Source organism: Pseudomonas sp. FP198, from assembly GCF_030687895.1.
Taxonomy (GTDB): Bacteria; Pseudomonadota; Gammaproteobacteria; order Pseudomonadales; family Pseudomonadaceae; genus Aquipseudomonas.
In genome coordinates, this window is sequence record NZ_CP117452.1 from 2,159,384 (window position 1) to 2,180,742 (window position 21,359).

The window sequence follows — 21,359 nt, forward strand, 5'->3', positions numbered from 1 at the left end:
GATAATGCCCGTCGTTTCTTTTCAGGCAGGTCTATCCCATGCAATCGATATCAACCAATACGGCCGCTGCGGACGCGGATGCCGCGCCACCCCGGACTTTCCTGCGCTGGCTCCTGCTACCCCTGGTGATCCTGGCGGGCATGGGGCTATCGGTGGAGGCCGGCCTGCTCGGGCCGCTCGGTGTCCAGGTCGGTCATCTGTGGGCAACGTTGAGCATCTTTGGCGTCGGCTCGGCGCTGTTGTTCCTGCTGTTGTTGCTCAGCGGTCCGCAACAAGGCCCGGCCCTGAATGAGTTGCCGCGCTGGCAGTTGATCGGTGGCTTCCTGGGGCCGATCTACTTGGTGGTACTGACCCTCGCCACGCCGCACATCGGCATTGCCATGACCATGATCGCGATTCTCTCCGGACAGGTCGGCAAAAGCGTTCTGATCGACCATTTCGGCTGGTTCGGCGCGAGCCGCAAGCCTGTCAACCGCGAACGCTGGCTGGCGTTGGCGTTGATTGTCGTGGCCCTTGTCCTGATTGCCCGAGGTTGATATGAGCGTGATCCTGTTATTGCTGGTGGTTGTCGCCGCCGGCGCGGTATTAAGCGTGCAGGCGGCCATCAACGGGCGTCTGGGCGAGACGGTGGGCGTACTGCGCAGCAGTCTGCTGACCTTCGCGGTAGGCACGGTGGTGACCGGGCTGTTGATCGTGTTTTTCGAGCCGGCCCATGCGGTAAGCCTGTTGGACGTGCCGAAATGGCAGCTCAGCGGCGCATTGTTTGGCGTGGTGTACATGATCGTGATGGTCGGCGCGGTGCCGAGAGTCGGCACGGCCGTGGCAACCGTCGCGGTCATCGTCGGGCAACTTGCCATGGGCATGCTGATCGACAACTTCGGCTGGCTGGGCAATCCACCTGTCGAACTATCCGCCAGCCGCCTGTTGGCCATGGCCTGCCTGGCGCTGGCGCTGGTGTTCATGTATCGCAGCAGTACGCGGCAGACCTGAACGGCTCAGTCCGGTTCGACGTCCAGTTGCAGGCTGTCATCGGCCAGGCGCTCGGTACGTCGGACTATGCCGCTGATGCGCCGGCCTTCGACACTGAACACCACTATCTGGGCTTTTGCCAGGTCTTCGGGCAGCGGTGGGCGTACATGCAGGGCAAACCATGGCGGCTCGCCGTCGTCGAGGCGCTTTACATCGAACTGGCAGTCGACGCTTTTGGTTTCGCGTCCGAACAGCGTGTCGAGGCCGTAATCGAGGTGGGTGTCCACGCGTGGGTTCAAGTCCATCGGCAATCTCCCGGATGAAGGCTCGGCTAATGTTCAAGTGAGTCTGTTGGCAACGGAAAAATTCCGTCGGATGAGTGCCGACTGGTCGTGACCGGCAGTGAACGGCTGGCGTTGCTGCTAGAATCGGCCACCTTGACTTACGAGAGGTATGCCCATGAGCGAGCCGATTCGCCTGACCCAGTACAGCCACGGTGCCGGTTGCGGCTGCAAGATTTCGCCCCAGGTGCTGGAAGTGATCCTGGCCGGCAGCGGTGCGCAAAACCTTGATCCCAACCTGTGGGTCGGGAACGCTTCCCGGGACGATGCGGCGGTCTACGCCATCGACGAGGAGCGCGGCGTGGTCTCGACCACCGATTTCTTCATGCCGATCGTCGACGATCCGTTCGACTTCGGTCGCATCGCCGCGACCAATGCCATCAGTGATATCTATGCCATGGGCGGTGATCCGCTGATGGCGATTGCGATCCTCGGCTGGCCAGTCAACGTGCTGGCCCCGGAAATCGCGCGCGAGGTGATTCGCGGTGGCCGCTCGGTGTGCGACGAGGCAGGCATTCCCTTGGCGGGCGGGCACTCGATCGATGCGCCCGAGCCGATCTTCGGTCTGGCGGTGACGGGCCTTGTGCAAAAGCGCCACATGAAACGCAACGACACCGCCACCGCGGGCTGCCGGCTGTACCTGACCAAACCCCTGGGAATCGGCATCCTCACGACGGCGGAAAAGAAAGGCAAGCTGCGCGCCGCCGACGTGGGCCTGGCCCGAGACTGGATGTGCACGCTGAACAAGCCCGGCAGCCGTTTCGGCAAGCTCGATGGCGTGACGGCGATGACCGATGTCACCGGTTTCGGCTTGCTCGGGCACCTGGTGGAGATGGCCGATGGCAGCCAACTGACCGCGCGTATCCGCTACGACGCGGTGCCACGCCTGCCAGGCGTCGAGTACTACCTCGATCAAGGCTGCGTACCGGGCGGCACATTACGCAACTATGACAGCTACGCCAGCAAGGTCGGTCGCGTCCAGGAACTGCACAAGCGAGTGCTGTGCGACCCGCAGACCAGTGGCGGCCTGCTGATTGCCGTCACACCCGAAGGGGAGAGCGAGTTCCTGCGGGTCGCCGTTGAACTGGGTCTGGCGCTGGAACCGATTGGTGAATTGGTCGAGCGACAGAGCCACGCGGTCGAGGTGTCTTGATGCCCAACGACATCACCGATTACCGCGATATTTTCCTCAATGATCGCCCGATGATGGACACTCGCGCGCCGGTGGAATTTCTCAAGGGCGCGTTTCCTGGCGTGGTCAACCTGCCGTTGATGACCGACATCGAGCGGCAACGCGTCGGGACCTGCTACAAGCAGCAGGGGCAACAGGCCGCCATTGTCCTGGGGCATCAACTGGTCAGCGGCGAGACCAAGGCCCAACGCATCCAGGCCTGGAGCGAATTTGCCCAGGCCCATCCTGATGGCCTGCTGTACTGCTTTCGCGGTGGCTTGCGCTCACAGATCGTCCAGCAATGGCTCAAGGACGAGGCGGGCATCGAGTATCCCCGAGTCGGCGGGGGCTACAAGGCGATGCGTACGTTCCTCTTGGGCACTATCGACCAGGCGGTCGCTCAGTGCGACCTGGTCCTGCTGGGCGGCATGACCGGCACCGGCAAGACCGAGGTGTTGACGCAACTCGATAACGGCCTGGACCTGGAAGGCTATGCCAATCATCGCGGTTCGAGCTTCGGCAAGCGTGCGACCGGGCAGCCTTCCAATATCGATTTCGAAAACCTGCTGGCGGTGGATGTGCTGAAAAAGCGTGCCGCCGGCATCGAGCAATTCGTGCTGGAGGATGAAAGCCGCATGGTCGGCAGTTGCGCCTTGCCGTTGCCGTTGTACCAGCGCATGCAACAGGTGCCGATGGTCTGGCTGGAAGACCGCCTGGAGCAACGGGTCGAGCGGATCCTGCGCGACTACGTGATCAACCTCTGCGCCGAGTTTGTCGAGGTCCATGGCGACGAAGGGTTTTCGCTGTTTGGCGAACGGTTGCTGGCAAGCCTGGACAATATCCACAAACGCCTGGGTGGCGATCGCCATCGGCGATTGCTGGGCATCATGGAAGCCGCCCTGGCCGAACAGGCCGCCAGCGGCGCCGTCGATCTGCATCGCGCTTGGATCGAAGGCTTGCTGCGCGAGTACTACGACCCGATGTATGTGTTCCAGCGGGAAAAGAAGGGCGGGCGCATCGAGTTTGTCGGGGAGCAGGCGGCGGTATTGGACTATTTGCGTGAACGCGCCGCCAGGGAAGGATAAAACTCAAGTCTTGGCACGCAACCTGTGGGAGCGAGTCCTTGGCTGCCCACAGATCCTGCGCGCACCACCGATTTCCTGTGGGAGCGAGCTTGCTCGCGAAGAGGCCAGCACATCCAACATCTTCTTCAGCAGTGACACCGCTTCGCGAGCAGGCTCGCTCCCACAGTAATCCTTGGCAGGTTACGTCGGGCAAGTCTTCTGCCCGTTATCCAGGCCTTGCTTGTAGCTTTGGCTGGTTAGGCTGGCCTTGCCGTTGTGCCAGGTCAGGGTCAGTACGTACAGGGAGTCGAAATCGCTCGATGCCCAGTCGTCGGTGATGGTCTGCCGCTTGCCCACCGCTTCACCCGCGACCTTGTTGATCAGTTCCGGCAGGTAGCCGTGGGACCAGGCCGTGTAGATCGTGGAGTTGTGGTATTTGTCCTGCATCAATTCATCAGCCAGGTCACTGGTGTCGTTGGCTGAATACTCGATGTTTACCGGCAGGCCGAGCTTGATGGCGCTGGGGCTGATCGTCATCAATGGACGAATGTAGCTGTAGGAGTTGTCCAGTTCACCCTCTTCGACGTTACGGGTCGGATTGGCCGCGAACACGTAGTCGGCTTCGCCGAATCTTTCCGGCAGCAGGGTGGCCAGGTCGATGGCGCGGTTCAGCCCCTGGCAATTGAGTTGGCCGAGGCCGCCGGCCGGTTTTTCCGCGTGGCGCAGGAACACCAGCGTCTGCACGCCGTCGACGGGCTGGGCACTGCTGACGCTGGATTCCAGCGACAGCACCAGCCCACAGGTCACGAGCAGCGTCGGTAGCAGCAGCCACGAACGGCGTTTCAACTGGGCGAACTTCAGTGGGTTGATCATCGATATACGTCTTTGTCTTCTCGATTCAGGCTGACAAACCCCGGCACCGCAAAGTCCATGGGCTTAGGGTGTTTTCCCTGTCGTTATGGCCGCTTCGATTGCTCGGGGCCTCTTTCAGAGTCCCCGCCGCTTCTTTGGTTCGATCCTGACCAATCCGGGCACTGTAGCGGCGTCCCGCCAAGGGACGCAGCGAATGTTAGCGACAGGATGTTGCGGAATTAAGAAAGCGGCGCTGTCCACAAGAGCCGAGGCTCTTGTTCAAAGGCCCCAAAGCCTGCTCAGCTGATTTATGCTTGGGCTTTCTGACTGATCCATGGAGCCCATGCCATGCCCGACCTGACCCCTTTTCCCATCATCCAGAAATGGCCCGCCCAGTTCCCTGAATGGCTCCAGCTCTATTCCCTGCCGACTCCCAACGGTGTGAAGGTGTCGATCATGCTGGAGGAGATCGGTCTGCCCTACGAGCCGCACAAGGTGGATTTTGGCAACAATGACCAACTGTCCCCCGAGTTCCTCTCGCTCAATCCCAACAACAAGATCCCGGCGATCCTTGACCCCCACGGGCCGGGAGATCGGCCGTTGGCGTTGTTCGAATCGGGAGCAATCCTGATTTATCTGGCCGACAAGAGCGGCCAGCTGCTCGCCCAGGAGTCGGCGGCGCGCTACGAGACGATCCAGTGGCTGATGTTCCAGATGGGCGGCATCGGGCCGATGTTCGGTCAGCTGGGGTTCTTCAACAAATTCGCGGGCAAGGATTACGAGGACAAGCGGCCGCGCGACCGATACGTCGAAGAAAGCAAGCGCCTGCTCAAGGTGCTCGACGGACGCCTGGAAGGACGCGACTGGATCATGGGCGAGCGCTACACCATCGCCGATATCGCCACGTTCCCATGGGTACGCAACCTGCTTGGCTTTTATGAGGCTGGCGATCTGGTGGGTATCCAGAACTTCCCGAACGTGACGCGGGTGCTGGAACGTTTCCTGGCGCGGCCGGCGGTGGTTCGTGGCTTGAAGATTCCGGAATGACGGGACGATTCGATTGGATGACTTGCATCGGCGGCTCGCTGACGTCGTGAGTGGATTATTGCCTGGCCGGTAACACTCTGTTCCTGTGTCGGCGTTTGTGCCCTGCCTGGCCAGGGCATAAGCTTTGTCTCGTGTTCCATTTCGCCCCCGGAGTCCCATGTCCAGTCAGTTCCCCGCAGCCCGTCCACGCCGTCTGCGTCGCAATGCAAGCCTGCGCAACCTGTTCCAGGAAACCGAGTTGACCTTGAATGATCTGGTGCTGCCGATTTTCGTCGAAGAGGAAATCGACGATTTCGTGCCGATCAAGAGCATGCCCGGCGTGGTGCGTATCCCGGAATCGAAGCTGGCCGGGGAGATCGAGCGGTATGCTCGTGCCGGTATCAAGGCGGTGATGACCTTTGGTGTGTCCCATCATCTGGACAGCGATGGCAGCGACACGTGGAGCGAGCGTGGGCTGGTTTCGCGCATGGCCGGAATCTGCAAGGACGCCGTGCCGGAAATGATCGTGATGTCCGATACCTGTTTTTGTGAGTACACCGATCATGGCCACTGCGGCGTGCTGCACGGTCACGAAGTCGATAACGACCGAACCCTGATCAACCTGGGCAAACAAGCGGTGGCGGCGGCACGCGCCGGGGCCGATGTCATCGCGCCGTCGGCGGCCATGGACGGGCAAGTCCAGGCCATTCGCAAGGCACTCGATGACGCGGGCTTCAGCCAGACGGCCATCATGGCCTATTCCACCAAGTTCGCCTCCGCGCTGTACGGGCCGTTCCGCGAGGCCGGCGGCAGCGCGTTGAAAGGCGACCGCAAGAGCTACCAGATGAACCCGATGAATCGCCGCGAAGCCCTGCGCGAGTCGCTGCTCGACGAGCAGGAGGGCGCCGATGCACTGATGGTCAAGCCGGCCGGGGCCTATCTCGACATCATCCGCGACATCCGCGAGGCCTCGAACCTGCCATTGTCGGCCTACCAGGTCAGCGGCGAGTACGCGATGATCAAGTTCGCCGCACAGGCCGGCGCCATCGACGAAGCCCGAGTCGTGCGAGAAAGCCTGGGCGCGATCAAGCGGGCAGGGGCGGACCTGATCTTCACTTACTTCGCGATGGATCTGGCGCTGGGCGGGATCTGAGCCAGCACTACTTCTGTGGGAGCGAGCCTGCTCGCGATAGCGGTCCATCATCAAGCATTTGGGGTGATTGACACACCGCCATCGCGAGCAAGCTCGCTCCCACAAGGTTTGTGCTCGCTTTGCATCAGTAGCCTCCACAGGCTTTTGATCGTATGGTTGCTCCCGAACAAGGGAACTGATGGAACACCATGCATTTCACTCGACTGATGACCACTCTTGTCGCGTTGCTGGCCCTGGCCGGCTGCGGCAGCCGTCAGGCCCAGGAGCCTGAGCGTCAGCCTGCCGAGGTCAAGGCGCAGATCGTGCGCTTATTGCCGGCCAAGACCGCCGATCGGGAGGGCTGGGCCACGGACATCTACGTGGCCTTTGCGGCGCAACAGATCCCGTCAACGACCCAGAACATCTGTTCAGTGCTGGCGGTGACCGAGCAGGAGTCGACCTTCCAGGCCGATCCCGCCGTGCCGGGGCTGGGCAAGATCGCCCGCCAGGAAATCGATCGCCGGGCGGCGAAGCTACGCATCCCCGGGTTTCTGGTGAGCGGCGCGCTCCAGATGCGCTCCTCCAATGGCAAAAGCTACAGCGACCGCCTCAACGCGGCGCGCAGCGAGAAGGAACTCAGCGCAATTTTTGATGATTTCATCGGCATGGTGCCGCTCGGCAAGACCCTGTTCGATGGCTTCAACCCGGTGCACACGGGCGGGCCGATGCAGGTCAGCATCGCCTTTGCCCAGGCCAATGCGCGCGATTATCCCTACACGGTGGATGGCTCGATTCGTCGGGAAGTGTTCAGTCGTCGCGGAGGGATGTATTTCGGCATCGCGCATTTGTTGGGGTATCCCGTCAGTTATACCGAGCCGCTGTACCGCTTCGCCGATTTTAATGCTGGCTGGTATGCCAGTCGCAACGCGGCCTTCCAGCATGCGGTGAGTCGCGCTTCGGGCATTACGCTGGCCCTGGACGGTGATTTGATCCTGCCTGATTCGATCATGCCCGGCAGCACGGAACTGGCGGTGCGCACGTTGGGCAAGTCATTGGGCCTGCGCAACCCGACCATCCGCGATCAGCTGGAACTGGGCGACAGCCTGGCGTTCGAGGACAGCAAGCTCTACAAGCGGGTGTTCGAATTGGCCGAGAAGGCCGAGGGCAAGCCGCTGCCTCGGGCGGTGTTGCCGGGCATCGTGCTCAAGAGCCCGAAAATCACTCGCAAGCTGACCACTGCATGGTTTGCCAAGCGCGTGGACGAGCGGTATCAGCGGTGCATGACGCGGGCTTCGGGGCGCTGAATCTTCGGCCATGAAAAAGCCCGGCGGATGAGGCCGGGCTTCTACTGTGATGGCTTGAAGGATCTTGCAGCACGGTGGTAACAATTCATGCGCGGTTCTTGGCCAGGTTATCGGAGCCACCTTCGGCAACACGGTTTTCGATCAGCTTGTCGGAGCCACCTTCGGCAACGCGGTTTTCGATCAGCTTGTCGGAGCCACCTTCAGCAACGCGGCGTTCCAGCAGACGGTCGGCACCGCCTTCGGCAACACGGTTTTCGATCAGCTTGTCGGAGCCACCTTCAGCGACGCGGCGTTCCAGCAGACGGTCGGCACCGCCTTCGGCAACACGGTTTTCGATCAGCTTGTCGGAGCCACCTTCAGCGACGCGACGTTCCAGCAGACGGTCGGCACCGCCTTCGGCAACACGGTTTTCGATCAGTCGGTCAGAGCCGCCTTCGGCAACGACGGGTTGGGAAGTGGCGGCGAATATGTTGGCTGCCAGAACGGAGAAAGCGAGGCTGAGGATGATTTGGCGTTTCATGATGGTGTGCTCCGGGGTGCGTTGGTTTGTGTGGGGCCATTGTTGCCCCGGAGCCTGGTCATGAGAACTTCATTGAGTTGATGGTGACCATCGACGGCGGTGATAGCTGGTCGGGTTGGTGTCAGCCAGGTTGATGGAACACTGGGGCACTGGTGCGCTCTACCGACCTGAATCCCTTTTTGAAGGAGGCCAGTCCATGTATCAGTTATTCGGCCACAGCCAATCCGGTTCCTCTGCCGTGGAGGTCGCCTTGGATCTTTGCGGCGTGCCTTATCGCCGGGTAGATACCTATTCGACCGAGGACAGCGAGGCGGCGAAGGAGCTCGAAGCCCTGAATCCGCAGAAGCAGGTCCCGACCCTGCAATTGCCGGACGGCTCGGTGCTCACCGAGGCGGCGGCGATCCTGATTCACCTGGGGCTGTCTTTTCCGGAATCGAAACTGCTGCCGGATGATCCGGCCCAACGTGCGCAAGTCATACGCGGCCTGGTGTATATCGCCGCCAATTGCTACACACCGATCGGCATCATCGATTTTCCGCAGCGCTGGCTGCCCGACGCCGACGACGCTGCCCGGGAGCGATTGGTGGCGGGCACCAAGCAACGTCTGTATCGCAACTGGGCGTTGTTTGCCGACCAGTTTCCTGCGAGCCCTTTCCTCGGCGGTGCCGAGCCCGGTGCGTTGGATATCCTGGCGGCGGTGATTACCAAGTGGGTCGAAACCCGGGAGGCGATGCTCAGTGCCCGTCCCGAGTTCTACGCCCTGCTGGAGCGCATCGACCGCCATCCGCGAGTCGCGCCAGTGCTTTCATTGCACTGGCCCGAATGAGTCAGGGACACGCATTGCGCGAGGCGGCCTGGCGGACGAGTTCTGCAAGCTGTCGAACGTTCTGCTGATGGCCTTCGACCAGGTCGCCGATACTACCGCCGGCCGGCGTTTGCAGGCTGCTGCGGCAGGTAAGGGCCTGAGCTTCGTTGCCATGGCTGCGCAAGCGCCATTGCACGTCCATGCGCGCATAGCGGCCGGGGATCGAGTCGAAGCGTTGCACCTCCACCCGCAACAGCCGCCTGGGAGCCCCGGGGTTGCTCAATTGCTCATCCAGGCTGCTGCGTAGTTCATCCGCCAGGCTTGAGCCCCACCATTCGGTTTCCAGGATCGCCAGACCGCTGTCGCCCTGACGAATCACCATCTGGGTGCGATCCACTTGCGGCGGGACGCTGAGCTGTTCGATCTGGATATCCACCCCTGCACGCGCCTGACCAGCCGGCTGGACCGGGCTCAGCGTGTGGTAGTGAATGGGATCGCTGCGGCAGGCACCGAGCAGCAGCGCCAGGGCGATCAACGAACATTTCAGCATCAGCGGCATCGGGCGTGCTCCTGTGATCATTCTTTCACCGGAAAGGTAAGGTTCTGCGCCGGAGCATCTTTCGGACGGCCACGAAGCAGCGACTCAGGGTGTCGGCTCAGGTAATCGGACAGCTCGCGCAGCGAACGCGACATGCGGCCCAGGTCATCCAGGGTCTGGGTCAATTGTTCGCGCTGCGGCGAATCTTCCGCCAGGGTCGAGTTCGCCGACTGCAAGGTCTTGCTCACGTCCTGCAAGGTGCTTTGCACGCCCGGGAGGGTCTTGCTGTTGAATTGCGACAGGCCCTTGCGCAGCTCCACGAGGTTACCGTCCAGGTTGCTGGCGATGCTTTCCAGCGGCAGCTTGTTGATGCGCTCGACCACCGTCTGCAATTGTTCCTGCAACTGCTGGAGGCTGCCCGGGATAGTCGGGATCCGCAGGGGGCGCGCGGCGAGGTCGAACGCGACTTTCTCGGCCTTGGGGTAGAAATCCAGGGAAATGTACAACTGCCCGGTCAGCAGGTTGCCGCTGCGGGCCTGGGCGCGCAGGCCGCGTTCGACGAAGCTGCCGACCAGGCGTGCGGCGGCGGCTTCGTCTTCCGGGTCGTAGTTCAATGACTTGAGCAGTTTCTCGTGGGCCTTGCCGAGCAGTTGCGGGTAGATCACGATTCCTACGTTGACCGGGAACGTGCGCTGCTTTTCGTCGAAGTCCAGGTTCATGGAGACCACGCGGCCGATCTCGATCCCGAGGAATTCCACCGGGGCGCCGACGCGCAATCCGCGCAAGGCCTGGTCGAAGCGCAAGGCCAGGTACTGCGCCTTGCCGCTGGGCGGGGCCAGGGCGCTTTGCTGGTCGGCGAACAGCTCGAAATCCTTGTCCTCGGCGGCGGGCGTGTCGTTGGGGCTGTATTCCGGGGCCCGGAATGCAATGCCGCCGACGAGCAGGGCGGACAGCGATTCGGTCTTGACCGCAAAACCGTTGGCGCCGACGTTCACGTCGACGCCACTGACGTTCCAGAACCGGGTGTTCTCGGTGACGTAGGCGTCATTTGGCGCGTTGATGAACACCTCGATATTGACGCCTTTGCCATCGGCGTCCAATGCGTAGGACACCACCTGGCCCACCGGAATCTTGCGCAAATACACCGGCGAGCCGATGTCCAGCGAACCGAGGTCCTGGGAATGCAGGGTGAAGCGCTTGCCCGGTTCGCCGTAGGTAATCGGTGGCGGAGCCTCCAGGCCGGTGAACGACTTGGCGCGCACTTTCGAATGACCGGCGTCGGCGCCGATGAAGTCCCCCGACAGCAAGGTGTCGATCCCGGAGATCCCGCCTGCGCCAATCCGCGGCCGGACCACCCAGAACACCGAGTCTTCATGAGTGAAGGTGTCGGCGGTCTTGGCGAGCTTGACCGTGGCGGTGACGTTTTTCTGATCGTCGCTCAGTTGCACGTCGGTGACCTGGCCAATGACCACATTGCGGTATTTGACCGGGGTCTTGTTGGCGGTCAGGCCTTCGCCTGTCTTGAAGGTGATGGTGATGGTCGGGCCTTCCTGCAGCCAGTTGTTGACCACCAGGGACACGCCCACCAGCACCGCGATGATCGGCACGATCCACACCAGCGACACGGTCCAGCGGCGGGTGGAGACATGAGCGCGGCCCGGTGCGGGTTGTCCGTCAGTGGCTTGTGACTTCATCCATGACCTCCTCGGATGGTTGGGTGTCCCAGATCAGCCGCGGGTCGAAACTCATGGCCGACAGCATGGTAAACAGCACCACGAGGCCGAAGAACAGGATCCCCGGTCGCGGTTCGATGTCGCTCAGGGCCTGGAACTTGACCAGTGCCGCCACCAGGGCCACGACCAGCACGTCAAGCATCGACCAGTAGCCGATGACTTCGACCAGCCGATACAGCTTGGCACGCTGCACCTGGGCCCAGGTACTGCGCCGTTGCACGGTCACCAGCAGCAACGTCAGCACGACGAACTTGATGCCCGGCACCGCGATGCTGGCGATGAAGATGATCAGCGCGATGTCCCAGGCACCACTCTGCCAGAACTCGAGGACGCCGCTGATGATGGTGCTGTCCGCGCCGTCACCGAGCATCTGGGTATTCATGACCGGGAGCAGGTTGGCCGGGATGTAGAACACCAGTGCCGCCAGCATGTAGGCCCAGGTGCGAGTCAGGGTATCGGGTTTGCGCCGGTGCAGGGCGGCATCGCAGCGTGGGCAGGTGTCGGGTTCGTCGGTCATGTCGCAAGCCAGGCCGCAGCTGTGGCACAGGCACAGGTTCAGATCGCTGGCGCGGGGCGGATTGCCCGGCGTTGCGGCGTTCACAGGGTGTTCCACAGGTCGCGCACATCGCGACCGGCAATGCGGATCATCAACAGGCTCAAGGCTGCCAGGGCGAACAGACCGATACCGGGAAGCACATCCAGCAACCCGGCAAGCTTGATGACAGCCACCAGGGCTCCGAGCAAGCACACCTCCAGCATGCTCCATGGCCGCAGGGTTTCCAGGCTGCGCATGCACAGGTTGAAGGCCGGGGCGCGCCGGTTGGAATGGGCGTAGCCCAGCACCCAGAGCAGCAGCGCCAACTGGAACGCCGGAGCGATGATGATCGCGACCGCGGCCACCAGGGCGATGAAGGTGATGGGCCCCTGGCTCAGGGCCACGACCGAATCCCACAGGGTCGCGCTGTTGCTCAGGCCCTGGAGGCGGATGCTCATCACCGGATAGACATTGGCGAAGGCCCACAGCACCGCTGCCGTGATGGTCAGGGCCAGGCGCTGTTCGATGGTCAGGCCGTTGTAGCGCTGGATCACTGCATGGCATTGCACGCAAGAGGCTTTTTGATGCGGGGCGAGCACAACCGGCTCGTACACTGCATCGCAATGTTCACAAATGATCAGTCGGTCGGTAACGGCCATGAGGATGCTCGGCGGGGGCAACTCCTTCAATATAGAAGTGAGTCGAGAATGAGCAACCCGCCCTAGCCAATCATTCGCCGCGAATGTATTGCTCCAGTTGTCTGATCAGGTCCGCCTGCTCGGCAATGGCTTCCTTGACCAGGTCACCGATGGACAACAGGCCGACCAGCTTGCCGTTTTCCACCACGGGTAAATGCCGCAGGTGTTTCTCGGTCATGATGCTCAGGCAGGTCTCGACGTTCTGGTGCGGATCGATCGTGATCACGGGCGAAACCATGATGTCGCTGACTTTCGTGCCCACCGAAGAGCGCCCGTGCAGGACCATTTTGCGCGCATAGTCGCGCTCGCTGATGATGCCCAGCACTTCATCGTTCTTGACCACCAGCAGGGCACCGACATTTTTCTCGGCCATGCGCATCAGGGCCTGCAAGACCATGTCATCCGGGGAGATGGTGTGCACTTGCTGGTTTTTCTCGTCTTTTATCCGGAGCAACTGCGCGACGGTTTTCATGGGGAAGCCTCGGGTGTTGTTTTTGCGGGTGGTTCAAGAATCGTAGACCCAACGGCGCAGAGCAAGCGGTAAAGCGGCAGTCAGCCGTCCAAAACCGTCATGGATGGTGAAAATCCACTGATTTATTGCGACAGCAGATCCAAGGGCAGGTGAAGTCCCCAGGTCAGGTAGAATGCGTAACACGCAAAATTCGAGGTTTCAGCGGTGGATCTACAGCAGGGCTTCGTCCTGACCCGGCATTGGCGCGATACCCCGGCGGGCACCGAAGTCGAGTTCTGGCTGGCGACGGATGCCGGTCCCCGGCGCCTGCGCCTGCCGGTGCAGACGTCGGTGGCGTTCGTGCCGCAGGTCCAGCGTGGCCAGGTCGAGGCGCTGTTGCGGGGCGAGAAGGACGTCGAATTGCGGCCCCTGGAGCTGCTGGATTTCGAGCACCGCCCGGTGCTCGGCCTGTATTGCCGGCAACATGCGCAACTGATGCGCCTGGACACGACATTGCGGCGGGCTGGCGTGGATGTATTCGAGGCCGACATCCGGCCGCCGGAACGTTACCTGATGGAGCGTTTCATCACCGCACCGGTCTGGTTCGGCGGCACGCCCTCAACCGATGGCTTGCTCCTGGATGCCCAGCTGAAACCCGCGCCCGAGTACCGGCCACCGCTGCGGTTGGTGTCCCTGGACATCGAAACCACCGCCCAGGGCGATTTGTATTCGATTGCCCTGGAGGGCTGCGGCGAGCGCCAGGTCTATATGCTCGGGCCGCCCAATGGCGATGATCGTGAGGTGGATTTCCAGCTGCAATACTGCGAGTCCCGGACGGCGCTGTTGAAGAAACTCAACGAGTGGTTCGCCCGCTTCGATCCCGACGCGATCATCGGCTGGAACCTGGTGCAGTTCGATCTGCGCGTGCTGCATGAACACGCCCGCCGCCTGGCCGTACCGCTGCGTCTTGGCCGTGGCGGGGAAGAAATGCAATGGCGCGAGCACGGCGCGCGTAACAACCATTTTTTTGCCTCGGCGGCTGGCCGGTTGATCATCGATGGGATCGAGTCCTTGCGCTCGGCGACCTGGAGTTTTCCTTCGTTCAGCCTGGAAAACGTCGCCCAGACCCTGTTGGGCGAGGGCAAGTCCATCGACAACCCGTACCAGCGCATGGACGAAATCAACCGCATGTTCGCCGAGGACAAACCGGCCCTGGCTCGCTACAACCTCAAGGATTGCGAGTTGGTCACGCGCATCTTCGCCAAGACCGAGCTGCTCAAGTTCCTGCTGGAACGGGCCAGCGTCACCGGCCTGCCGGCGGATCGCAGCGGCGGCTCGGTGGCGGCGTTCACGCATCTGTACATGCCGCTGATGCATCGCCAGGGTTTCGTCGCGCCGAACCTCGGCCAGCGCCCGCCGGAGGCCAGCCCAGGCGGGTTTGTCATGGATTCCCAGCCGGGGCTCTACGAATCGGTGTTGGTGCTGGACTACAAGAGCCTGTATCCGTCGATCATCCGCACCTTTCTCATCGACCCGGTGGGCTTGATCGAAGGCCTGCGCCACCCGGACGACACCGAGTCGGTGCCAGGTTTTCGCGGGGCGCGGTTCTCGCGCACCCGGCATTGCCTGCCGGCCATCGTGGCGCGGGTTGCCGACGGTCGGGAAACCGCCAAGCGCGAACACAACGCGCCGCTGTCCCAGGCGCTGAAAATCATCATGAACGCGTTCTACGGCGTGCTGGGTTCCAGTGGCTGTCGTTTCTTCGATTCGCGCCTGGCCTCGTCCATCACCTTGCGCGGCCACCAGATCATGCAGCGTACCCGGCAACTGATCGAAGCGCGGGGCCATGTGGTGATCTATGGCGATACCGATTCGACCTTCGTCTGGTTACGCCGCCCCCACGGCCAGGAAGAGGCCGCGACGATCGGCCGGGAGCTGGTCGCTCACGTCAACCAATGGTGGCGTGATCACGTACGAGAAGAGTTCGGGCTGGAAAGCGCGCTGGAGCTGCAATTCGAAACCCACTTCAAGCGTTTCCTGATGCCGACCATCCGCGGCGCGGAGGAGGGCAGCAAGAAGCGCTACGCCGGTTTGGTGACCCGTGCCGACGGCAGCGATGAAATCATCTACAAGGGCCTGGAGACCGTGCGCACCGACTGGTCACCCCTGGCCCGGCAGTTCCAGCAGGAACTGTATGGACGGATCTTCCACCGCCAGCCCTATCAGGATTACGTCCGCGATTATGTCCAGCAGACCCTGGCCGGCGCGTTCGACGAACGCCTGGTCTACCGCAAGCGCCTGCGCCGTCCGCTGGACGACTACGAGCGCAACGTGCCGCCACATGTGCGCGCCGCGCGGCTGGCCGACGAGTTCAACGAGCGCCAGGGCCGGCCACGGCAATACCAGAATGGCGGCTGGATCAGCTACGTCATCACCGTCGCCGGGCCCGAGCCGCTGGAAACCCGCAGCGCGCCGATCGACTACGACCACTACGTGACCAAGCAGCTGCAGCCGGTGGCGGATGCGATCCTGCCGTTTGTGGATGATGATTTTTCAACGTTGATTGGCGGGCAGATGGGGTTGTTCTGATCGGATTGTCGGCTGGAGGAATACTCTTGTGGCGAGGGAGCTTGCTCCCGCTGGGCTGCGTAGCGGCCCTGAGTTTCTGGCGGTTGCTGCGCAACCGAGCGGGAGCAAGCTCCCTCGCCACAAGAGCGCGCCGCTGAGGACTAAACCATCGCCAACCGCTGCTTGCCCTGTGGCTGCGGGAACACCAGGTCCAACGCCGCCAGATCCTGAGGCTCAAGCTGCAAGTTCGCCGCTTCGGCATTCAGGCGCACGTGTTCAGCTTGCACAGCCTTGGGGATGGCGATGACGTTGTCCTGGCGCAGCAGCCAGGCGAGGGCGATCTGTGCCGGCGTCGCGCGGTGGCGTTCGGCGATCTGTTGCAGGGTGTGGTCCTTGAGCAAATGCCCGCCCTGGCCGACCGGACAATAGGCCATGATCGGCATGCGCTGTTGCTGGCTCCAAGGCAGCAGGTCGAATTCGATGCCGCGTTCTTGCAGGTTGTACAACACTTGATTGGTCGCGCAGACCGGCGAGGCCAGCTCCTCCAGATCGTCGACGTCAAAGTTCGACACGCCCCAGCGGCCGATTTTGCCTTCTTCGCGCAGGCGCTCAAACGCTTCGACGGTTTCCTCCAGTGGGTACTGGCCGCGCCAGTGCAGCAAATAGAGGTCGATATAATCGGTGTCGAGGCGCCGCAAGCTGCGCTCGCAGGCCAACGGAATGCCTTTGCGGCTGGCATTGTGCGGGTAGACCTTGCTCACCAGGAACACTTGGTCGCGGAGCCCGGTGATCGCCTCGCCAACGACCTGCTCGGCGCCGCCCTCGGCGTACATTTCGGCGGTGTCGATCAGGCTCATGCCCAGTTCGATGCCCAGGCGCAGGGCGGCTACTTCTTTCTTGTGATGGGACGGTTCCTCACCCATCCGCCAGGTGCCCTGGCCGATTACCGGTACGGATACGCCGGCCAATTCCACAGTTCTCATGCACATCTCCTGTCGTGCTGGTCGATACAGCGTGTGGCAGCAGGATAGACCAGGCGTTCCAACCTTGATCGTTCCCGCGCTAAAGCCGGGAACGATCGGTTGGTGGCAGGATTACTCGGCCGAGAACTTCAGCACCATGGTCTGGGTGTAGGTCTGGCCAGGATCAAGTCGCGTGGTAGGGAAGGACGGCTGGTTTGGCGAATCGGGATAATGCTGGGTTTCCAGGGTAAACGCGCTCCAGTGCGGGTAGACCTTGCCTTGCTTGCCCTTGATCGTGCCGTCGAGGAAGTTGCTGGTGTAGAACTGCACGCCCGGCTCGCTGGTATAGAGCTGCAGGCGCCGTCCGGACTGCAGATCCTGGACCTCGGCGGCGAGTTTGCTCACGTCGCCCTTGGCGTCGAGTACCCAGTTGAAATCGAAGCCGCCTTGTTTCGGTTCGGCAAATTTCAGCTGCGGATGATCAGCCTTGATATGCGTGCCAATGGGCGTGGGCTTGGTGAAATCCATCGGGGTGCCGGCTACTGGCGCCAGCTCGCCGGTGGGGATCAGCTTGGCGGTCACTGGGGTGTAGCGGGACGCGTGCAGCGTCGCGACTTGCTTGAGGATGTCGCCATTACCGGCGCCGGCCAGGTTGAAATAGCTGTGGTTGGTCAGGTTCAGCACGGTCGGCTTGTCGGTGCTGGCCTTGTAGTCGATGCGCAATTCGTTCTGGTCGTTGAGGCTGTAGGTGACGTCGGTCTTCAGGTTGCCGGGAAAGCCCATTTCGCCGTCCGCCGACAGATACGTCAGGGTCACGCCTACCGAGTCCTTGCCGTTGCTCGGCTCGGCCTTCCAGACACGCTTGTCGAAGCCTTGCGGTCCGCCGTGCAGGGAATTGTCCTTGTCGTTCTGCGGCACCTGGTAACGCTTGCCATCCAGCTCGAACGCACCACCGGCCAGACGGTTGCCGAAGCGGCCGATGGTCGCGCCGAAATACACGTTGCCGTTCTTCTGGTAGCCCTGCACATCGTCGAAGCCGAGCACGATGTCCGCGGTCATGCCGTTTTTGTCCGGCACGATCAGCGACTGGAGGATCCCACCGTAGGTGATGACGGTCGCCTCGACGCCGTGGCTGTTGCGCAGCACGTATTTTTCAACCGGCGTGCCGTCGTTGGTCTTGCCGAAGGCAACGCGTTCATTGGTCAGGCCGGCGGCCTGGGCAGAGGTGGCAATCATCAGAGAGACTCCGAGGGCCGTGAGCAGATGTCTGGATTCAAGCATGGTGTGACCTTCCTTTCCTGTTGTTTTGTTGTTGTTTTTAACGTGGTCGAGTCCGTTACCTGTCGGACAGCGATGAAGGTTTTGCTGTTCAGTAGTCTTTCTATTTGAGGGTGGAGAAGGGATTTATAGCTATAAATCGAGATTTATCAATTAAAAAGTAAGACTAATTGAGCGAGGCGAGCCTTGGCCAAACGTGCACTTTCACGGCCGCTACCGCACTTTTACGGTTTTTGCCGCTCTATCCATGGCCAGGAAACGGCGATTCCCCACCGCTTCCCCCATGCCCAGACCGAGATTCGATGGCCGCTGTCTTACATTCCGTGAGGGTCTTGCCACGTCGCTGCGGCTTGCTGCTGGCGTGCCTGTTGCTGATGCTCAGCGGCGGATGCAGCCATCAGCAAGGCCAGGACATGGTTACCCAGTTCAGCAATACCAGGCCTCAGGAGTTCTTGCAGACCAGCGTCGACCGCATGGCCACGCTGTCGATGCATGACAACCTGCAGAGCCTTTACCTGCTGATGCACAAGCTCTACCTGCGCAACCCGGAAGAACTGCGCAAATCCGGCTTTCTCGACGCCCGTATCGCCGTCAAGCAAGTGCGCGAGGCGATTGAACAGCAGCAACCCTTGCCGGCCCTGGGCAACAGGAAGGACCTGGCAGCGCTGAGCTATGCGATGAGTCCCGAGTTTCTCGGTGACCGGGTCGGAGCGTTCATCTATGCCATTGGCAGCATGCTGGTGACGGCTCACGGCAACCGTCTCGAGTTCTACATGACCGACACCATCGATCCGCGCTTCGTCAGCAACGCGGCGCGCAATATCGAGAAAGCCACGTGGCTGTTGGGCCAGCGACAGAACAAGGACGGCACGCCGATGCTGTTCTCCAATGAAATCTCAGAGGAGGGCAGCAACCTGAGCTTTGCCGTGGAGTTCGGGAAGATCGTCGCGCGCCTCGACCTGCTGACCCAGATGCTGGACGAGCGCTATCGGCGAATCGGCTTGAATTATGCGCAGAGCCTGCTGTTTCTCAATTTCTTGCCTGTTCAGTAGCTGCGTGTGCAAATGGAATAAACATAGATCACATCGATATAGGGAGTTATAAGAAAAATCGCTATGCTCGCGGCCAGATTTTTCATGCGGTCGCGCTGAGACGGGTTTGATGGATTTCGGTAATGTCGGTTTAGTCGTAGCGGGACTGGTGGTCGGTTTCATCGTCGGGATGACCGGCGTCGGCGGCGGATCGCTGATGACGCCCATTTTATTGTGGTTCGGCATCAACCCCGCGACGGCGGTGGGGACTGACCTGCTGTACGCGGCGATTACCAAATCCGGCGGCGTTCTGGTCCACGCGAAAAACCGCAATATCGACTGGGCCATCACCGGTTGGCTGACTTTGGGCAGCGTGCCGGCGGTTGGGCTGACCCTGTGGTTTCTCAGCAGCCTGAACAGTTCTCCCGACGCGATGAACGCGGTCATCAAGCAAGCCCTGGGCTTCGTGCTGTTCGCCACCGCCCTGGCAATCCTGTTCAAGAAGCGCCTGCTGCAATTTGCCCATGACCGCGCCGGCGGCCACTACAACCCCAGTGGCTCGCGGCTGAACGTGCTGACTGTCATCACCGGCCTGGTGCTGGGCACGATGGTCGCATTGACGTCCATCGGCGCCGGCGCCCTGGGCACCGTCGCGCTGTTCATCCTTTATCCATTCCTGGTCACCAAGCGCCTGGTCGGCACCGAAATCGCCCATGCCGTGCCGCTGACCCTGGTCGCGGGCCTTGGCCACGCAAGCATGGGTAACATGGACTGGCACATCCTCGGCTTTCTGCTGATTGGTTCGTTGCCGGGCATCTATCTGGGCAGCCACTTGTCGGGACGCATTTCCGACGAACTCCTGCGCCCTTGCCTGGCGGTGATGTTGGCCATGATCGGCTTCAAGCTCGCGTTCTGATTTGGTCGGAGTCATGGCTGCCTCGGCATAGTCATACCTGTAAACCAGGTACTGATGAGGCCTCGATCCATGAACAGCCCAGCCAGAGATCTGCTGCAACGCCTGCGCCGTCGTCGCGCCGAACCGCGCACCGACATCGCCGACATCCTGCGCCGTCACGCCGAGCCGCTGCCTGCCGAGGACAGCCCGACCTTTGGCGAAATGTTTGATCGCTTTGCCGATGCCAAGGTCGTGCTGATCGGCGAAGCCAGCCACGGCACCCATGATTTCTACCGCACCCGCGCTGCTATCACCCGGCACTTGATCGAGCGTCACGGCTTCGGCATTGTCGCGGTCGAAGCCGACTGGCCCGACGCCGGACAAATCGACCGTTGCGTGCGCGACCTGGGGCCTTCGGCCTGGAAACAGCAGGCGTTCGCCCGGTTTCCCAGCTGGATGTGGCGCAACACCGATGTCCAGGACTTTGTCCGTTGGTTACGCGGCTACAACCTCGGCCAGCCTGACGCTCATCGCGTGGAGTTTCGCGGCTTGGACGTCTACAGCCTGCGCCATTCCATCGACGAGGTACTCGATTACCTCGACAAGAGCCATCCCCACCTGGCCCGTGACGCCCGCCATCGTTATGGCTGCCTGACGCCCTGGCACGACGACCCGGCGCTGTATGGCCATTTCACCGAGCGCGGCAACCTGGCGACGTGCGAAGACGCCGTGGTCGAACAGCTCAACACACTGCTCGCCGAGCGCCTTGATCCGTTGATCGAGGATGACGAGGGCTTTTTCAGCGCGGTGCAGAACGCCCGCGTCGTACGCGCCGCCGAACAGTACTACCGCGCCATGTATCGCGGCGGCAAGTGATCCTGGAACCTGCGCGACCGCCACATGTTCGACACCCTGCAAAGCCTGCTGGAGCATCGCGGGCCCAATGCGAAAGCGATCGTCTGGGCGCATAACTCCCACATCGGCAACGCCGCCGCGACACGAATGGGCTGGGAAGGTGAGTTCAACATCGGCCAGTTGTGCCGCATGGCTTATGGCCGTGGCGCGGTGCTGCTGGGCATGGGCACCGACCGTGGCAGCGTGGCGGCGGCCGACGACTGGGACGCGCCGATGAAAATCAAGCAGGTGGTGCCAGCGCTGGCCGGCAGTTGGGAGCGGGAGTTTTCGCTGGCGGGTGTTCGCGCATCGCTTACGGACTGGCGGACCGACCCGGACGAGGCGCTGTTGGAGGTGCTGTCCGAGCCGCTGCTCGAACGCGCCATCGGGGTGATCTACCGCCCTGAAACCGAACGCCAGAGTCATTATTTCGAAGCGGTACTGGCCGAGCAATTCGATGACTGGCTCTGGTTCGAGCAGACCGAAGCCGTCACGCCGCTGCCCACGCCGCACACGCTGGAGCGCGAGGAAGACACCTTCCCGTTTGGCCTCTGATGCCGGTCTGCCGTGGTTGCGCTATGAGTCCGTTGGC

The 21,359-nt window shown here is 61.9% G+C and carries 21 protein-coding genes and 1 pseudogene; 12 read left to right on the top strand and 10 right to left on the bottom strand.

What is annotated here, in order from left to right:
• Positions 1-38 precede the first annotated feature (38 nt).
• Both PSH78_RS10055 and PSH78_RS10060 read left to right on the top strand, forming a co-directional pair.
• Positions 39-536, top strand: coding sequence for a DMT family transporter (locus PSH78_RS10055; RefSeq protein WP_305500169.1), 498 nt, complete (start codon positions 39-41; stop codon positions 534-536).
• 1 nt (position 537) lies between these two features.
• On the top strand, positions 538-990 hold the full coding sequence (locus PSH78_RS10060; protein WP_305500170.1) for a DMT family transporter: 453 nt from the start codon (positions 538-540) through the stop codon (positions 988-990).
• 5 nt (positions 991-995) lie between these two features.
• Here the strand turns inward: PSH78_RS10060 and PSH78_RS10065 are convergent, their stop codons facing one another.
• Complete coding sequence (locus tag PSH78_RS10065) at positions 996-1,274, bottom strand: hypothetical protein (RefSeq protein WP_305500172.1); 279 nt, start codon at positions 1,272-1,274, stop codon at positions 996-998.
• A 154-nt stretch (positions 1,275-1,428) separates the two neighbouring features.
• On the opposite strand from PSH78_RS10065, the gene selD reads away from it, so the two are divergent.
• Both selD and mnmH read left to right on the top strand, forming a co-directional pair.
• Positions 1,429-2,463: a selenide, water dikinase SelD gene (gene selD, locus PSH78_RS10070; RefSeq protein WP_305500173.1), complete on the top strand. Its 1,035-nt coding sequence runs from the start codon at positions 1,429-1,431 to the stop codon at positions 2,461-2,463.
• Positions 2,463-3,566 carry a tRNA 2-selenouridine(34) synthase MnmH gene (gene mnmH, locus PSH78_RS10075; protein ID WP_305500175.1) on the top strand — a complete coding sequence of 368 codons (1,104 nt, stop codon included), beginning with the start codon at positions 2,463-2,465 and terminating at the stop codon, positions 3,564-3,566. Before selD ends, mnmH begins: the two co-directional genes overlap by 1 nt.
• Positions 3,567-3,746: 180 nt before the next feature.
• On the opposite strand, the gene PSH78_RS10080 is transcribed toward mnmH, so the two are convergent.
• Positions 3,747-4,418 (bottom strand): histidine phosphatase family protein, encoded by a 672-nt coding sequence (locus tag PSH78_RS10080; RefSeq protein WP_305500176.1) that lies wholly within the window; start codon positions 4,416-4,418, stop codon positions 3,747-3,749.
• A 327-nt stretch (positions 4,419-4,745) separates the two neighbouring features.
• Here PSH78_RS10080 and PSH78_RS10085 point away from each other — a divergent pair, with 327 nt between their 5' ends.
• From PSH78_RS10085 to PSH78_RS10095, 3 genes are all read left to right on the top strand, one after another.
• Positions 4,746-5,444 carry a glutathione binding-like protein gene (locus tag PSH78_RS10085; protein WP_305500178.1) on the top strand — a complete coding sequence of 233 codons (699 nt, stop codon included), beginning with the start codon at positions 4,746-4,748 and terminating at the stop codon, positions 5,442-5,444.
• Positions 5,445-5,601: 157 nt separating this feature from the next.
• Positions 5,602-6,576, top strand: coding sequence for a porphobilinogen synthase (hemB, locus tag PSH78_RS10090; protein ID WP_305500180.1), 975 nt, complete (start codon positions 5,602-5,604; stop codon positions 6,574-6,576).
• Positions 6,577-6,764: 188 nt separating this feature from the next.
• Positions 6,765-7,859, top strand: coding sequence for a DUF1615 domain-containing protein (locus PSH78_RS10095; protein ID WP_305500182.1), 1,095 nt, complete (start codon positions 6,765-6,767; stop codon positions 7,857-7,859).
• Positions 7,860-7,944: 85 nt separating this feature from the next.
• Here PSH78_RS10095 and PSH78_RS10100 read toward each other — a convergent pair whose 3' ends face one another.
• Positions 7,945-8,379, bottom strand: coding sequence for a phage infection protein (locus PSH78_RS10100; RefSeq protein WP_305500184.1), 435 nt, complete (start codon positions 8,377-8,379; stop codon positions 7,945-7,947).
• A gap of 196 nt (positions 8,380-8,575) precedes the next feature.
• Between PSH78_RS10100 and PSH78_RS10105 the strand changes: the two genes are divergently transcribed.
• Positions 8,576-9,205, top strand: coding sequence for a glutathione S-transferase family protein (locus PSH78_RS10105; protein WP_305500185.1), 630 nt, complete (start codon positions 8,576-8,578; stop codon positions 9,203-9,205).
• Position 9,206: 1 nt separating this feature from the next.
• On the opposite strand, the gene PSH78_RS10110 is transcribed toward PSH78_RS10105, so the two are convergent.
• The 5 genes from PSH78_RS10110 to PSH78_RS10130 form a co-directional block, all read right to left on the bottom strand.
• The gene (locus PSH78_RS10110) at positions 9,207-9,743 is read right to left on the bottom strand and encodes a membrane integrity-associated transporter subunit PqiC (protein ID WP_305500187.1); all 537 of its coding nucleotides are present in this window, start codon (positions 9,741-9,743) and stop codon (positions 9,207-9,209) included.
• Between the two features lie 17 nt (positions 9,744-9,760).
• A complete protein-coding gene (locus tag PSH78_RS10115) occupies positions 9,761-11,416 on the bottom strand; it encodes an intermembrane transport protein PqiB (protein WP_305500189.1) in 1,656 nt (551 codons plus the stop codon).
• The gene (locus PSH78_RS10120; RefSeq protein WP_305500190.1) at positions 11,397-12,056 is read right to left on the bottom strand and encodes a paraquat-inducible protein A; all 660 of its coding nucleotides are present in this window, start codon (positions 12,054-12,056) and stop codon (positions 11,397-11,399) included. The genes PSH78_RS10115 and PSH78_RS10120 overlap by 20 nt, the downstream gene beginning before the upstream one ends.
• On the bottom strand, positions 12,053-12,649 hold the full coding sequence (locus PSH78_RS10125; protein ID WP_305500191.1) for a paraquat-inducible protein A: 597 nt from the start codon (positions 12,647-12,649) through the stop codon (positions 12,053-12,055). Before PSH78_RS10125 ends, PSH78_RS10120 begins: the two co-directional genes overlap by 4 nt.
• Before the next feature lie 70 nt (positions 12,650-12,719).
• Positions 12,720-13,160, bottom strand: coding sequence for a CBS domain-containing protein (locus tag PSH78_RS10130; protein WP_305500192.1), 441 nt, complete (start codon positions 13,158-13,160; stop codon positions 12,720-12,722).
• 204 nt (positions 13,161-13,364) lie between these two features.
• On the opposite strand from PSH78_RS10130, the gene PSH78_RS10135 reads away from it, so the two are divergent.
• On the top strand, positions 13,365-15,728 hold the full coding sequence (locus PSH78_RS10135) for a DNA polymerase II (protein WP_305500193.1): 2,364 nt from the start codon (positions 13,365-13,367) through the stop codon (positions 15,726-15,728).
• A gap of 140 nt (positions 15,729-15,868) precedes the next feature.
• On the opposite strand, the gene PSH78_RS10140 is transcribed toward PSH78_RS10135, so the two are convergent.
• On the bottom strand, positions 15,869-16,690 hold the full coding sequence (locus PSH78_RS10140) for an aldo/keto reductase (protein WP_305500194.1): 822 nt from the start codon (positions 16,688-16,690) through the stop codon (positions 15,869-15,871).
• 111 nt (positions 16,691-16,801) lie between these two features.
• A complete protein-coding gene (locus tag PSH78_RS10145) occupies positions 16,802-17,950 on the bottom strand; it encodes an aldose epimerase family protein (RefSeq protein WP_305500196.1) in 1,149 nt (382 codons plus the stop codon).
• A 299-nt stretch (positions 17,951-18,249) separates the two neighbouring features.
• Here PSH78_RS10145 and PSH78_RS10150 point away from each other — a divergent pair, with 299 nt between their 5' ends.
• The 3 genes and pseudogenes from PSH78_RS10150 (at position 18,250) to PSH78_RS10160 (ending at position 21,322) form a co-directional block, all read left to right on the top strand.
• A complete protein-coding gene (locus PSH78_RS10150) occupies positions 18,250-18,999 on the top strand; it encodes a hypothetical protein (RefSeq protein WP_305500198.1) in 750 nt (249 codons plus the stop codon).
• A gap of 109 nt (positions 19,000-19,108) precedes the next feature.
• Positions 19,109-19,894, top strand: coding sequence for a sulfite exporter TauE/SafE family protein (locus tag PSH78_RS10155; RefSeq protein ID WP_305500200.1), 786 nt, complete (start codon positions 19,109-19,111; stop codon positions 19,892-19,894).
• A 69-nt stretch (positions 19,895-19,963) separates the two neighbouring features.
• Positions 19,964-21,322, top strand: a pseudogene (locus PSH78_RS10160) (erythromycin esterase family protein).
• Positions 21,323-21,359: the final 37 nt, after the last annotated feature.

Coding starts and splice junctions, on each gene's coding strand:
- PSH78_RS10065 (WP_305500172.1), bottom strand. CDS start 1,274: ATGGACTTGAACCCACGCGTGGACACCCACCTCGATTACGGCCTCGAC.
- mnmH (WP_305500175.1), top strand. CDS start 2,463: ATGCCCAACGACATCACCGATTACCGCGATATTTTCCTCAATGATCGC.
- hemB (WP_305500180.1), top strand. CDS start 5,602: ATGTCCAGTCAGTTCCCCGCAGCCCGTCCACGCCGTCTGCGTCGCAAT.
- PSH78_RS10085 (WP_305500178.1), top strand. CDS start 4,746: ATGCCCGACCTGACCCCTTTTCCCATCATCCAGAAATGGCCCGCCCAG.
- selD (WP_305500173.1), top strand. CDS start 1,429: ATGAGCGAGCCGATTCGCCTGACCCAGTACAGCCACGGTGCCGGTTGC.
- PSH78_RS10125 (WP_305500191.1), bottom strand. CDS start 12,649: ATGGCCGTTACCGACCGACTGATCATTTGTGAACATTGCGATGCAGTG.
- PSH78_RS10140 (WP_305500194.1), bottom strand. CDS start 16,690: ATGAGAACTGTGGAATTGGCCGGCGTATCCGTACCGGTAATCGGCCAG.
- PSH78_RS10145 (WP_305500196.1), bottom strand. CDS start 17,950: ATGCTTGAATCCAGACATCTGCTCACGGCCCTCGGAGTCTCTCTGATG.
- PSH78_RS10060 (WP_305500170.1), top strand. CDS start 538: ATGAGCGTGATCCTGTTATTGCTGGTGGTTGTCGCCGCCGGCGCGGTA.
- PSH78_RS10150 (WP_305500198.1), top strand. CDS start 18,250: ATGGCCGCTGTCTTACATTCCGTGAGGGTCTTGCCACGTCGCTGCGGC.
- PSH78_RS10095 (WP_305500182.1), top strand. CDS start 6,765: ATGCATTTCACTCGACTGATGACCACTCTTGTCGCGTTGCTGGCCCTG.
- PSH78_RS10115 (WP_305500189.1), bottom strand. CDS start 11,416: ATGAAGTCACAAGCCACTGACGGACAACCCGCACCGGGCCGCGCTCAT.
- PSH78_RS10080 (WP_305500176.1), bottom strand. CDS start 4,418: ATGATCAACCCACTGAAGTTCGCCCAGTTGAAACGCCGTTCGTGGCTG.
- PSH78_RS10130 (WP_305500192.1), bottom strand. CDS start 13,160: ATGAAAACCGTCGCGCAGTTGCTCCGGATAAAAGACGAGAAAAACCAG.
- PSH78_RS10100 (WP_305500184.1), bottom strand. CDS start 8,379: ATGAAACGCCAAATCATCCTCAGCCTCGCTTTCTCCGTTCTGGCAGCC.
- PSH78_RS10110 (WP_305500187.1), bottom strand. CDS start 9,743: ATGCCGCTGATGCTGAAATGTTCGTTGATCGCCCTGGCGCTGCTGCTC.
- PSH78_RS10105 (WP_305500185.1), top strand. CDS start 8,576: ATGTATCAGTTATTCGGCCACAGCCAATCCGGTTCCTCTGCCGTGGAG.
- PSH78_RS10055 (WP_305500169.1), top strand. CDS start 39: ATGCAATCGATATCAACCAATACGGCCGCTGCGGACGCGGATGCCGCG.
- PSH78_RS10155 (WP_305500200.1), top strand. CDS start 19,109: ATGGATTTCGGTAATGTCGGTTTAGTCGTAGCGGGACTGGTGGTCGGT.